Genomic DNA, 12143 nt, shown 5'->3' on the forward strand with positions numbered 1-12143 from the left:
AAATAATAAAAAATTTGAATTTTATATCAAAATAATTTAGTGCTATATTATCCACAATTTATTGTTTTAAAAGAAAAGTTCAAGGATAGTTATGGAGATACTTGATTCATCAATTTTTGATTTATCTCCTATCCCAATGTGGTTGGAAGATTTTAGTGCCATTCAAACCATCTTTAACCAATGGCGTAGTGATGGGGTTACTGATTTAGCTTTACATCTGCAGCAAAATCCAGATCTTGTGACTTTATGCGCACATCAAATTAAGATTGTTAAAGTAAATCAAAAAACACTCGATCTTTTTGAAGCACAAAGCCTTAAACATCTCACCCAAAATTTAAGCACCATTTTCCAACATCAAATGTTTGATGCACATGTAGCGGAATTAGTTGCACTTTGGAAGGGTGAATTAGAGTTTACAAGTACAACCACTAATTTCACCTTGAGTGGTCAACCCTTAGACATAAAACTGCGAGCTGTCGTTTTACCTGGTTCAGAACAAAGTTTAGACCGTATTTTGCTTACTACAGAAGATATTAGTGGTTATATGCAAGCTCGGCGTTTAGAAGAAAAAAATCGTCGATTAGCTGAAGCAAGATTTAGTTATTCACCCACATCATTATGGGTTGAAGACTTTAGTCGCATTAAATTAAGACTCGATCATCTTAAATCAATTGGTATTGATGATTTCAGAACTTTTTTAGATGTGCATCAAGATTTCGTACAACAATGCATTGAAGACATTGTATTACTAGATGTCAATCAAGCAACATTGGATTTATTCAAGGCATCGACTAAATCTGATTTATTTCAAAATCTAAAAAAGGTTTTCTCAAAAGAAATGCATCAAACTTTTAAGGAACAATTAATCGAACTATGGAATGGGAAAATTCATCATAGTCGTGAAGCAATCAACTACGCTTTGGATGGTTCAATTCGTTATGTTTTACTTCAATTCACTGTGTTTCCAGGTTATGAAGAAGATTGGGGACTTGTACAACTTGCCCTAACGGACATTACAGCGCGAAAAAAAGCTGAGAGCTATTTAGAATATTTAGGTAAACACGACGTTTTAACCAAACTCAAAAATCGCTCGTTCTACACTGAAGAAATCCACCGATTAGAACGCGCACTTATTCGCCCAGTTTCTGCAATTTTTCTTGATATGAATGGCCTTAAACCGATTAATGATCACTTTGGTCATGATGCAGGTGATGAGATTTTACGCAGAATGGGTAATATCTTAAGTAGAACGATTCACAATACCAGTTATACAGCCTCTCGAATTGGAGGTGATGAATTTGTTATCTTGATGCAAGGTGCAAATGAAACTACCGTTCAGTCGACGATTTTGACCATTCAAGAATTATTGAATATCGATAATCAATATTATTCTAACCATATCATCAGTGCATCAATGGGATTTGCTACAAGCCTTGAGAATGAAACAATTGAGGATATGTTAAAGCGTGCAGATCAATCCATGTATGATCATAAGAGACAATACTACAAATATTTATCCAATAAAAATCAATAGTTTATAATATTTATATTTTTAGATCATACATTTTATTTGCTCTTGAAACACTAGTCATTGCACTGGTGTTTTTTTTTTGAAAAAATCAATCTTATTCAGTTCTCATATAAGCTTTACTATATTTTTCATTAAATTATGACAAAAAATTCATGATCTTGTCTAACAAAAGCAATTGATTTTAAATTAATAAAATGTGATTCTCATCACACTTTAATCACGAATAATGATTAAAAACACTTTATTTTTATAAGAGACTATAACAATGGCTTTGTTCAATTATAAATCATTCGATTACTTACCTAACTTTAAATTAAGTTCAGTTCTCTCAATTCCAGCTCAACTCGTTGGTAATGGTCTAATCGCTGCCACCAATGCTGTGAATACTGTTCTTGATGTAGTTTCTCCTATTGGTTTAGCAGGTAATGCTTTACTTGGCAAACCCTTCGAAGCAGTGCACGAACTTGGTGATAAAATTATTGATGCAGCTTCAGATGCAGTGAATTCAGTGGGTAAAGCACTTGGTGCAACCATCGAACCGAATGACACTCATCATAAAAATGAGTGGGAAGACAAAGAACTCAGCTTAGATAACATTTTAAGCCTTCCTGGGGATTTAATTGGAAACACCATTATCGGTGCAACCAATATTGCCAATGATATTCTTGATGCTGCTGCACCGATTGCTATTGCAGGAAATGCGCTAATCCCTGGTTTTGATGTTGTTCATAAAGCAGGTGATACGATTATTGATGCTGTCTCTGATGTGGCTCATGACATTGGCTCAGCGATTGGCGGGACTATTGAACCTAAAGATACGCATTATGATAATGAATGGTCTCAAGAGCTTCCATCAGCTACTGAAAACCTAAAATCAATTGTGAATACAGTTGCAAATCAAGTTGAAAATGCACTTGAACCTATTTTCGATTATGTTCCTGATTTCAAATTTAGCTCAGTACTTTCTATTCCAGCTCAGTTACTAGGTAATGGTTTAGTCACAACAGCAAATTTAGTCAATACAGTTTTAGATGTGGCTTCTCCTATTGGCCTTGCAGGTAATGCTCTACTTGGTAAACCATTTGAAGTTGTTCATGAGTTAGGTGACCGCATTATCAATGCAGCATCGAATTTACTCAGTGGTGCTGGTGAAGCCCTCGGCTCAAATGTAGAAGCAAAAGATACACACCACAAAAATGAATGGAAAGATGGCGAACTTAGCCTTGATTCAATTTTAAAAATTCCAAGTGAGCTGGTTGGAAATTTGATTATCGGCAAAGATGGCATCGTGAATGATTTATTAGATAGCGTTGCGCCATTGGTTAAAGTTGGTGATAAATTCATTCCTGGTTTCGAAGAAATTCATAAAGCCGGTGATGCAATCATTGATCAAATTTCAGACATTATCGTAAATATTGGTAAGGATATTGGTGCCACTCTTCCACCTTCAGACTCACATTTTGATCGAGAATGGGGGCAACCAAAACAACCAGATCAATCTAATCCATCAGATGACGGTCGTCCTAAATTCTACAAAATTGACAATCAATTCAGTTACCGCGTAAGTGAATCTGCATTTAAACAAGTTCAAGAACTATATAACAAGTTTATCTCATCTGGTTCTTTACAAGGTAAAAATTTCTGGCGCCCTATTTATACCGTGATCAAAGAAGATTTAGCATCAAATGACGCAGTTGATCAGGGTACTAAAAACTGGTTAAAAGTTGCTGAAGCTGTTGCAATAGCTGATCCTCAGAGCTTCCTTTATCAATATGTTCGCTTAGGAACAGGTAAATCACTTGCAGATAAAGGCATCTATATTACGGATGAACAATTCTGGCAAGCATCAAATGTATTGATCAAAACTTTAGCTGACAATTTCTTGAATGGCGTTAAAAATGCTGATGGCGAGACTGTTGTTCCAGCAGGATATTTACCAAGCTCTGATGGTAAGTTTGGATTGGTACTTATGGATGCAACGCAAGCTCTTGAAAACTTGGGTGGCGAGCTAGGTGATTGGACAGGTATCACACCATTAAGTATTCTTGATCACTATTTAGGTGTTGATACTTCACAATTGAATGGTGGTGATAGCCGTCCGTTTACTTGGTATTTAGAGCTATTGGGTGATGTAGTTAAAGCCAACTTAAAAGCTGGTGCGAGTATCTTTGATGTTGTGAATCAGATCGTGACTGAGGGCTTAAACTTCGTTGGACAATTCATCAAAGGTGAAATATTTGATGATGGCTTCTCTTCACGTGATCAACTTGTAAATACATTGACTCAACTTGCTTACGCATATGCAGGTGATTTGGCTGGTTCTGTAGCTGTAGCGACAAACTTATTTAATCCTAACACCAACATTATTACCACTTACTCAGTTTTCGGACGTACCTTAAACGGTAAAGATGGTAATGACATCATAAAAGGCGGTGTCGGCAACGATACGCTTGTAGGTGGTAAAGGTGATGACTTGCTCTTTGGTGGTTGGGGCAATGACATTCTAAAAGGTGGTGAAGGTATCAATGTCCTCGTAGGTGGTCGTGGTGACGATACCTATTATGTACAATCAAAATATGACTTCGTACTTGAACACAACTATGAAGGTACAGACACTGTCATTAGTTCTGCAGATCAGTATCAATTAACCGAAAATATTGAAAACCTTACGCTGATCAATCCAATCAAAGAACTTTTGATTGCTGGATCAGAAATTCAACAAAGTGGTACGGGTAACCAATCTGACAACATTATCACAGGTAGCAAATTCGTAAATAACGAATTAAAAGGCCTCGCTGGAGATGACACCTTAATCGCAAACGGGGGTCTAATTAACATCTTAAATGGTGGTATTGGTAACGACAAATTGTATGGCGATCTTGGTAACGAGACATACTATTTTGATCAAGGCTTTGGAGTAGATACAATCTATGAAAAAGGTGGTCAAAATACCATTCAATTTGGTGCTGGTATCTCAATTGATGATTTACTCGTTCAAGACTCTGGGAATGATCGTATCATCAAACTTAAAGATTCAGCTGATCAAATCACTATTAAAGATTGGGCAAAAGGTGAAGCACATCAAGTTGAATCAATCGTATTTAAAGACGGTTCTACATTCAACTTACTGACTCTAGATCAAAACTTAAGTTACGTGTAATTCTTAACCGCAAAAAAATAGGTGCTTAAAGCACCTATTTTTTATCTTTTACCCATTGAGCGACGTGTACCACGTGGCGGCATCCATGTGCGATCAGCATAGCGCTGAGGCTTTGGACGTAGATCTTCGATTTCTTCATCAGCTTGCTTTGCGTCATTCACTTGCTTGATAGGAAATGGAAGATTCACTACAGGCTTCTTTTTGGGAGAATTTTCCGAACTCATTTGAGACTACTCATTTCAATCTAACGCTATTGTACGGAAATTTGTTTTTTTATGCGACCCACGTTGTTTAATGTGGATATGTATCATTGCATTAAAATTCGGTGAATTTCGTGATTTTTTGCTAATTTGCCTAGATATTGGACGACTAAAACATTCAATTTAAGCTAAGATAGTGTGCTTTTTATTTTTTAATCCCTATAAGAAGGAATACTGCCGTGGACGTACGTCTCTCTGATCGTGTCAATGCCATCAAACCGTCCCCAACGCTTGCTGTGACCAATAAAGCTGCAGAACTTAAAGCTGCTGGTAAAAACGTTATTGGTTTAGGTGCAGGCGAACCGGATTTCGATACACCACAACACATCAAAGATGCAGCAATTGCAGCGATTAACAACGGTTTTACTAAATACACCGCAGTTGACGGTACGCCAGGTCTTAAAAAAGCAATTATCGCTAAATTAAAACGTGATAATAACCTTGATTATGCTGCTAACCAGATTCTCGTTTCTTGTGGCGGTAAGCAATCATTCTTTAACCTTGCGCTTGCATTGTTAAATAAAGGCGATGAAGTAATCATCCCTGCTCCATTCTGGGTAAGCTATCCAGATATGGTGATCATCGCAGAAGGTGTGCCAGTTATTGTTAAATGTGGTGAAGAACAACGTTTCAAAATCACACCAGCTCAATTAGAAGCTGCAATTACTGATAAAACTCGCCTAGTTGTTTTAAACAGCCCTTCTAACCCAACAGGTATGATTTATACCAAAGAAGAATTAGAAGCATTAGCTGAAGTTCTTCGTAAATATCCTGAAGTATATGTTGCTTCTGATGATATGTACGAACCAATTCGTTGGGACGACGAGTTTTATAACATTGCTACAGTTGCACCAGATCTTTACGATCGCGTAATCGTTCTCAACGGTGTATCTAAAGCTTATGCAATGACAGGTTGGCGTATCGGCTATGCAGCAGGTCCTGCTAAATTAATCGGCGCAATGAAGAAAATTCAATCACAATCTACTTCTAACCCAACTTCAATTTCGCAAGTTGCGGCAGAAGCTGCATTGAATGGTCCTCAAGACGTACTTAAACCAATGATTGAAGCTTTCAAACGCCGTCATGATTTGGTTGTTAATGGCTTGAATGATATCAAAGGCATTACATGTTTACCTGCTGACGGTGCATTCTATGCTTATGCAAACATTCGTCCATTGATCCGTGCAAAAGGTTTAAAATCTTGCACAGAATTCTCTGCATGGTTATTGGAAGAAACTGGTGTTGCGGTTGTTCCTGGTGATGCATTCGGCTTAGGCGGTTATATGCGTATTTCATATGCAACAGCAGATGAAGTATTAGTTGATGCGCTTGCACGTATCAAAAAAGCGGCTGACTCAATCGAAGGCGTAGATGCAGCAATTGCCTCTATCGCAGCTGAAAAATAATCTGATAAATTAATCAGTTCAAAAACCCGCGATTTTCGCGGGTTTTTTTTGCTTAAATCTAAACCCCTTCATGCACCTACATAACCCAATACTCAACATAAAACCTTTTGGTTAATACGCTCGTTCACTGAATCGAACAAAGTGTGCTTTTAGGATTGGATAAACGTCGGAGGTTTTTTTAAAGCTATCCAAACATGATCCATCAGTGATCCAAATAGAATATTGAAAATATTGAAATTTAAACACTATTCATAGTATCGATAGCTCATTCTGAAAGATCATATTTATCACTGAAAAATCCCATTTATAGATATGCTTTGCACCATCATATAGAAGATAAAACCGATCTAAGCAACCACAATATAGGATTTAATTAATAAAAAAAACTTCTAGAAACACCAATTCACCCTACTAAAGAAGATAAAATGACACAGGCTAACTTGGACTATATTTAAAAAAAATCAATTCATTCAACAATTTCAGATTTGACTTGTGAAAATTTGCCTAAACTGCAAGCTGTTTATTAAACAAATGCTTTGAAGGACGAGAACAACTTAGGCATTCAACATAATATTTAAGTGGTGACTTTAATAAAATCTCGCTCACCGCATTCGACTCATTTACCCAAGCAAACGATTTATTCGTGCCAAGAATGGCATTCCCTTTTATGGAATAGATATAGAGTTTATTTACGTTAGGTGTTAAGTCATTTGCTGCCAAATCTTGTTCAAGCGTGCATGGTTGATCGTAATCAACAGACCATTTTTCAGAAAACCACAGCTGTAATAGCTCCCCCAAAACCAGATGAAGTTTTTTAAAAGGAAATACATCAATTACCGCGCCCTCTACTTCAATGAAATAAGAACTAGGCGAATTTAAGATAGACAGGTAATTTTGTTTATAAAATTCAAGATTAGAAAAGATCTGAGAAATGGTAAGCGTATTCATTCGCTTTCTCCTATTTTAGCCATTTAGTGCTGGCAAGTTGGTATAAATCCACACTGCTTAAAACTCTGTTTCAAGCGCTCTGTTGTTAAATAAATCTAACAAGCTCATTCTAAATTAGCAAGTAAATTAAAAAAAAACATTTTATTTGAGCAAATAAACAACATGCGGCTCAAAAGTGACAATTGTATGGCAATTTACACTTGACCCAATCTTAAATCCCCTTATAATCGCATTCAGATTCTCCAATAGCTCAGTCGGTAGAGCGACGGACTGTTAATCCGCAGGTCCCTGGTTCGAGCCCAGGTTGGAGAGCCAAATACTAAAAAGCCCAAGCATTTAAGATTTGGGCTTTTTTTTATGCCAAAAAAATCCCCCATTTGGGAGGATTTTCTCAACCATATTTTAAGCTGCTTTTACTGGAACTCCACTGTGAAAACGGAAGGTTTCATCAGGTGTTAAGATGAGTTGCTTTTCAACTTCACGAATGTGCTCTATACGACTTTGAATATCCTCCTCAGGATCTTTCAATTTCGCAGTCTTAGCCACATCTAGAGCTAGAGCCAAATAATCCTCGTAATGGCGTGATTCAGATTTTAGTAAGTAGCGATAATAGCGCCCTAATTCCTCATCGACTCTAGGCGCTAATGCATAAAAACGTTCACATGAGCGTGCTTCCACAAACGCACCAATAATTAAAACATCAATCAACGCTTCTGGTTCATACGTTCGAATTTCTTTGCGTAAGCCACCCGCATAACGCCCAGCACTTAAACCAACCCATTGCTGCCCGCGCTTATTCATAAACTCTAAAACCTGCTCATAATGCAGCATTTCCTCACGCACTAATTGAGCGAGCTTGACTTGTAAATCTACAAAAAAGCTGTATCTAAACATGAGATTCATGGCTGTACTGGCTGCTTTCTTTTCACAGTTTGCATGATCTTGCATCAAAATATCAAGATTATTTACAGCCTCATCTAACCAAGCTTGTGGAGTTTCACAACCAAGGAAGCCTATGACAGGCTTCATTAATTCATCATAATCAATATTTGACATAGTACTCATCAATCTTATCGTGCAGCTTTAATTGCTACTTTCATATCTTGAACTGCTTGCGTAAGTCCTTTAAAAACAGCATCGGCAATCAGAGCATGTCCAATATTCAATTCGTGTATTTGAGGAATTGCTGCAATAGGAGCAACATTGTCAAGATTGAGTCCATGTCCAGCATTTACAACTAAGCCTTTAGCAGCAGCGTATTCTGCTCCACGGATAATACGTTGTAACTCTACCTGCTGTGCTTCTTCTGTTTCAGCATCTGCATAAGCACCTGTATGAATCTCAATAGTTGGCGCACCACAGGCAATTGCAGCATCAATTTGTTCAATATCAGCATCGATAAATAACGATACATCACATCCAATCGCTGCTAATTCCTGTGTAGCAGACTTAACAGCCTCAAAATTACCAACAACATCTAAGCCACCTTCGGTCGTGACTTCTTGACGCTTTTCAGGCACAAAACACACGTGATGCGGCTTTATTTCTTTAGCAAATGCCACCATCTCATCTGTCACTGCCATTTCAAGGTTCATGCGTGTTTTAAGTACAGGGCGCATGCGACGGACATCATCATCATGAATATGACGACGATCCTCACGTAAATGTAATGTAATGCCTTCAGCCCCTGCCTCTTCACAAATTAGTGCTGCCTGTACTGGATCCGGGTAGCGTGTGCCTCGAGCCTGTCTTAGAGTTGCAACATGATCAATGTTCACACCAAGCAATGCAGCCATAACATTTTCCTAATTTGATTTTGATTGAGCGTTTTGAATCCACAATTGACGACTTTTTAGTGGGCGATCACCCAATAATGAAGTAATCATTTGACGATATAATTTATTCAGTAATTGTAACTGTTCAGCGTTGAAATCTGTACCATTTTCATAATTTAACATGCTTCGAATTTGCTCACCTGTCAGTGTAGCGGCACTTGAATACTGAACTGGTATGAAGCCTTCGTTTAATTGAAATTGATATTTTTGTGAAGTTAAAATTTCATTTTGGTGTGCGTCTATCGAGTAATCAATCGCATAACCAAGCTCTTCTAGAAGTACATATTCAAATTGACGAAGAATTTGCTTCAAGAATTCGTTAGGATTTGAATGTTGAGCTAATTTTTGTAAACTTTCTAATGTCTTGTGGTACTGTGCAAAAGTATCTGGCATTACCTCTTCTAATGGGCATAATCTCAATAAGATTTCATTTAAATAAAATCCTGAAAAGAATGCATCACCATGAAAAAAAATGGGATGATTAACAATTTCTAATTTTGTGAAATTTTTTAATTCAGACTTTCCTGTCGCTTGAAGTGCGATAGGCTGATACTGCGGTGGTGGAGGTTGTCTTAGTATGCCGTCAACTCGTCCATACTCTTCAGTGAATAAATGGACAATATGACTCCGCTCTCGATACTTTCGATGATGGATTAAGTATCCATGCAAAAGTTCATTTCGCATCGACTAATCTTATTATTTATCTTTCTTTAGTTCTTCTTCTTCATCATCATTACCATCGGGAATAACGGCCCCAACTACTGCTGCAGTACCTTTGACGACTCCTTTGGTGGTTTTATACGCAACTTTTACAGGAACTGTGACAACTTTATGAATGCAACCTTGTAAAACCAAAGCACATACAATTATCGCAACCATCTTCATCATCATCAGCTCCTATAACCGTTTAATCCTTAGATATCACTATACCCTAGGCTTTTTAATGCACGCTCATCATCAGACCAACCGCCTTTGACTTTAACCCAAAGGGTGAGCATGATCTTTTCTTCGAACATTTTTTCCATATCAGCACGAGCATCCATACCAATTTTTTTCAACTTTGATCCTTTTTCACCGATGACAATGGCTTTTTGCCCAGGGCGATCAACAAAAATCGTAGCATCAATATAGGTACAAGCAGGCTTCATACGACCAGTTTTCTCATTTAAAGTCGCTTCTTCTGTTTTAAACGATTCAATTTGAACCGTTAAATCATATGGAAGCTCTTCACCCAGTTGACGCATGATTTTTTCACGAATAATTTCAGAAGCTAAGAAGCGTTCAGAACGATCTGTGAGTTGATCTAGTGCATACAATGGTGGTTGAAACGGTAAGTATTTTTCGATCGTATCTCGAAGATGATCAAGGTTAGCGCCACGCAATGCCGATACCGGAACGATCTCAGCAAAATTCATTAATTTAGTACGTTCTTGAATTAGTGGTAATGCCTGGTTTTTATTCTCAAATGTGTCCAATTTATTAATGACCAAGATGACAGGCATTTCGGCATTTTTGAGCTTCTCAAGGACTAATTCATCATTTTGAGTCCATTTGTCAGCGTCTACAACAAACAGTACAAGATTTACATCACGCAAGGCTGAATGAGCTGCACGATTCATCATTTTATTGATAGCACGGACTTCTTTCTTATGCATTCCAGGGGTGTCAACAAATACTGCCTGAGATTTCTCACGCGTATCAATACCCACAATCTTGTGTCGAGTTGTTTGAGGCTTACGAGACGTAATCGAAAGCTTCTGACCCAAAATATGGTTCATTAATGTAGATTTACCTACATTCGGACGACCTACAATTGCTACAAAGCCACTTTTGTAGTCTGAGGGAATTGTAGTTCCTTGAGAACTAAAAAATTGATTGATTAAATCATTGCCGCTGTCTTGCGACTCGTGATCAGCATCGATGTGATCGGAATGAGTAGTCATGAAGACTTTTGCTCCAAAAATTTTAAAATTTCCGCCGCTACTGCTTGCTCAGCAAAACGACGACTTGAACCCTCACCCATACATTTTGGCAAGCCTTCAACCATACATTCCACTTTAAAATGTTGGTTTGGTGCATCACCCTGAATATCAACAACCTCATACACTGGGAGAGGTTTTTTACGAGCTTGAAGATACTCTTGTAAACGGGACTTAGGATCTTTCAATTGATCTGTTGGTTCAATATGATCTAAATAAGGTTCATACCATTTCAACACAATTGATTCTAACAACTTTAAATCTTGGCTATCAGTATAGATTGCACCAATAATCGCTTCGACTGTGTCAGCGAGTATCGACTCTCTATGATGACCACCAGATTTTAATTCACCAGTACTGAGTATTAAACTCTGACTAAGTTTCAAATCTGTTGCAATTTTGCCTAACGCTTCTTGTCGAACCAAAGTAGCTCGCATACGTGTCAGACGACCTTCGTTTTCATGTGGATAAGCATGATAAAGGTAATTGGCAATAATCATACCTAACAATGAATCGCCTAGAAACTCTAGGCGTTCATAGTTATGTTTATGGCTAACCGATCGGTGTGTCAACGCAAGTTGAAGTAATTCAATTTTCTTAAACTGATAACCGATGCGACTCAGTAAGCGAGAATCACTTACTTTGAACTGACCTTTGATCAAAACTTTTCTCGAATGTGAGGACTAAATCAATATTAAATAAGAATGGCTTTCTTACTTCATATTTCTTTGTCACTTGTAAACCTTGTTTAGATTTGACAGTCGCAATATCTTTGAACTCAATGTCACGGATATTGTTCATGCTAAACTTCTGCCCCATTGTTGAAGCAAACTGTTGTGGTGTTGTCGCCTTTGAGCTGATTGCAACTTGTTCTTCAATCAATTGATTGATTAGTCGGTCATCCCAATAAGGCTGCCACAATGTTACGAGCACTTTAAGTCCAAATGCCGCAACAATTACCCCTAATAAAATCGCTGTATACGATGCACCACGTTGAGTGTTACGCATTTTTTATTATCCATAT

At 37.6% G+C, this 12143-nt stretch carries 12 protein-coding genes and 1 tRNA gene; 4 read left to right on the plus strand and 9 right to left on the minus strand.

Features of this window, described 5'->3' with window-relative positions:
* Positions 1-91 precede the first annotated feature (91 nt).
* Both AC1M9A_RS06275 and AC1M9A_RS06280 read left to right on the plus strand, forming a co-directional pair.
* The gene (locus AC1M9A_RS06275) at positions 92-1534 is read left to right on the plus strand and encodes a sensor domain-containing diguanylate cyclase (protein WP_481590307.1); all 1443 of its coding nucleotides are present in this window, start codon (positions 92-94) and stop codon (positions 1532-1534) included.
* A gap of 262 nt (positions 1535-1796) precedes the next feature.
* On the plus strand, positions 1797-4691 hold the full coding sequence (locus AC1M9A_RS06280) for a calcium-binding protein (protein ID WP_481609872.1): 2895 nt from the start codon (positions 1797-1799) through the stop codon (positions 4689-4691).
* A 41-nt stretch (positions 4692-4732) separates the two neighbouring features.
* Here AC1M9A_RS06280 and AC1M9A_RS06285 read toward each other — a convergent pair whose 3' ends face one another.
* Positions 4733-4915: a hypothetical protein gene (locus AC1M9A_RS06285; protein WP_179997905.1), complete on the minus strand. Its 183-nt coding sequence runs from the start codon at positions 4913-4915 to the stop codon at positions 4733-4735.
* Between the two features lie 215 nt (positions 4916-5130).
* On the opposite strand from AC1M9A_RS06285, the gene AC1M9A_RS06290 reads away from it, so the two are divergent.
* Complete coding sequence (locus AC1M9A_RS06290) at positions 5131-6357, plus strand: pyridoxal phosphate-dependent aminotransferase (protein WP_035265512.1); 1227 nt, start codon at positions 5131-5133, stop codon at positions 6355-6357.
* Positions 6358-6861: 504 nt separating this feature from the next.
* Here the strand turns inward: AC1M9A_RS06290 and AC1M9A_RS06295 are convergent.
* The gene (locus tag AC1M9A_RS06295) at positions 6862-7305 is read right to left on the minus strand and encodes a hypothetical protein (protein WP_481609873.1); all 444 of its coding nucleotides are present in this window, start codon (positions 7303-7305) and stop codon (positions 6862-6864) included.
* 239 nt (positions 7306-7544) lie between these two features.
* On the opposite strand from AC1M9A_RS06295, the gene AC1M9A_RS06300 reads away from it, so the two are divergent.
* Positions 7545-7620: transfer RNA gene (locus AC1M9A_RS06300), tRNA-Asn, on the plus strand.
* Between the two features lie 87 nt (positions 7621-7707).
* Here the strand turns inward: AC1M9A_RS06300 and AC1M9A_RS06305 are convergent.
* The 7 genes from AC1M9A_RS06305 to AC1M9A_RS06335 are packed head-to-tail and all read right to left on the minus strand — an operon-like array spanning position 7708 to position 12127.
* On the minus strand, positions 7708-8361 hold the full coding sequence (locus AC1M9A_RS06305) for a MiaE family protein (protein WP_481591422.1): 654 nt from the start codon (positions 8359-8361) through the stop codon (positions 7708-7710).
* A gap of 14 nt (positions 8362-8375) precedes the next feature.
* Positions 8376-9101: a pyridoxine 5'-phosphate synthase gene (gene pdxJ / locus AC1M9A_RS06310; protein ID WP_481591421.1), complete on the minus strand. Its 726-nt coding sequence runs from the start codon at positions 9099-9101 to the stop codon at positions 8376-8378.
* A 9-nt stretch (positions 9102-9110) separates the two neighbouring features.
* Positions 9111-9824, minus strand: a complete 714-nt coding sequence (gene recO, locus AC1M9A_RS06315) for a DNA repair protein RecO (protein ID WP_481609874.1) — start codon at positions 9822-9824, stop codon at positions 9111-9113.
* Positions 9825-9836: 12 nt separating this feature from the next.
* Entirely contained in the window at positions 9837-10028 is a 192-nt protein-coding gene (locus AC1M9A_RS06320; RefSeq protein WP_481595973.1) for an NF038104 family lipoprotein, read from the minus strand.
* Positions 10029-10054: 26 nt separating this feature from the next.
* Complete coding sequence (gene era / locus AC1M9A_RS06325) at positions 10055-11083, minus strand: GTPase Era (protein WP_035267178.1); 1029 nt, start codon at positions 11081-11083, stop codon at positions 10055-10057.
* The gene (gene rnc, locus AC1M9A_RS06330) at positions 11080-11781 is read right to left on the minus strand and encodes a ribonuclease III (RefSeq protein ID WP_035267179.1); all 702 of its coding nucleotides are present in this window, start codon (positions 11779-11781) and stop codon (positions 11080-11082) included. The genes era and rnc overlap by 4 nt, the downstream gene beginning before the upstream one ends.
* Positions 11753-12127 carry a DUF4845 domain-containing protein gene (locus AC1M9A_RS06335; RefSeq protein ID WP_481609875.1) on the minus strand — a complete coding sequence of 125 codons (375 nt, stop codon included), beginning with the start codon at positions 12125-12127 and terminating at the stop codon, positions 11753-11755. Before AC1M9A_RS06335 ends, rnc begins: the two co-directional genes overlap by 29 nt.
* Between the last annotated feature and the right edge of the window lie 16 nt (positions 12128-12143).

The sequence above is a fragment of the Acinetobacter sp. ANC_7634 genome, from assembly GCF_056779875.1.

Excerpts from the sequence above, each read along its gene's own strand:
- AC1M9A_RS06305 (WP_481591422.1), bottom strand. The coding sequence starts at position 8,361 with ATGTCAAATATTGATTATGATGAATTAATGAAGCCTGTCATAGGCTTC.
- era (WP_035267178.1), bottom strand. The coding sequence starts at position 11,083 with ATGACTACTCATTCCGATCACATCGATGCTGATCACGAGTCGCAAGAC.
- AC1M9A_RS06335 (WP_481609875.1), bottom strand. The coding sequence starts at position 12,127 with ATGCGTAACACTCAACGTGGTGCATCGTATACAGCGATTTTATTAGGG.
- AC1M9A_RS06295 (WP_481609873.1), bottom strand. The coding sequence starts at position 7,305 with ATGAATACGCTTACCATTTCTCAGATCTTTTCTAATCTTGAATTTTAT.
- AC1M9A_RS06280 (WP_481609872.1), top strand. The coding sequence starts at position 1,797 with ATGGCTTTGTTCAATTATAAATCATTCGATTACTTACCTAACTTTAAA.
- AC1M9A_RS06320 (WP_481595973.1), bottom strand. The coding sequence starts at position 10,028 with ATGATGAAGATGGTTGCGATAATTGTATGTGCTTTGGTTTTACAAGGT.
- recO (WP_481609874.1), bottom strand. The coding sequence starts at position 9,824 with ATGCGAAATGAACTTTTGCATGGATACTTAATCCATCATCGAAAGTAT.
- AC1M9A_RS06275 (WP_481590307.1), top strand. The coding sequence starts at position 92 with ATGGAGATACTTGATTCATCAATTTTTGATTTATCTCCTATCCCAATG.
- AC1M9A_RS06285 (WP_179997905.1), bottom strand. The coding sequence starts at position 4,915 with ATGAGTTCGGAAAATTCTCCCAAAAAGAAGCCTGTAGTGAATCTTCCA.
- pdxJ (WP_481591421.1), bottom strand. The coding sequence starts at position 9,101 with ATGGCTGCATTGCTTGGTGTGAACATTGATCATGTTGCAACTCTAAGA.